Source organism: Pseudomonas sp. B329 (assembly GCF_023127835.1).
In the GTDB taxonomy this organism is placed as follows: Bacteria; Pseudomonadota; Gammaproteobacteria; order Pseudomonadales; family Pseudomonadaceae; genus Aquipseudomonas; species Aquipseudomonas synxantha_A.
Genome location: NZ_SPKP01000046.1, coordinates 82,992 through 83,462, shown reverse-complemented (window position 1 = coordinate 83,462; position 471 = coordinate 82,992). Strand labels below are relative to the sequence as shown.

Genomic DNA, 471 nt, shown 5'->3' with positions numbered 1-471 from the left:
CGTCGTGGACATAGACTTCCTGGCTGCCATCGGCGTTATGCACGGTGACACGACCGTCATCCCCCCAGGCATAGCGCGTGTCCATCTGCGAAAAGCTCGCCCAATGCCGGACGCAACGCGCCGCCTTGCCGGAGCCTTCCCACGCCCAGAAGAAACTCGCCCCACCGGCCAACTGCCGCTCGACAATGACGTGCTGATCGTCGTACCGATAACGCTCGCTTTCACCGACGGCATTGGTCGCGCAAACCAGTCGTCCATCTTCGTCATAGGCGTAGGAAACAACGTTCTGCTCGGTTTCCCAGACGTAAGGTGCACGCCCTGTGGCGCGATGAACCTGGTAGTCCATCGCGACGATTCGATCCAGCTCATAACGCAGCAGCAGCGAGCGACCAGCACCGTTATCCAACCGCTCAATTCGCCCGGAACGATCACGGCAAATGCGTAGACGGTTGTCATACGCATCGCTGATCG

1 protein-coding gene is annotated in these 471 nt (G+C 59.9%); it reads right to left on the bottom strand.

Translation table 11 applies throughout. The features are described 5' to 3' along the window. On the bottom strand, nucleotides 1–471 hold a 471-nt coding region (locus E4P00_RS21620; protein WP_248133011.1), incomplete at both ends, for an RHS repeat domain-containing protein.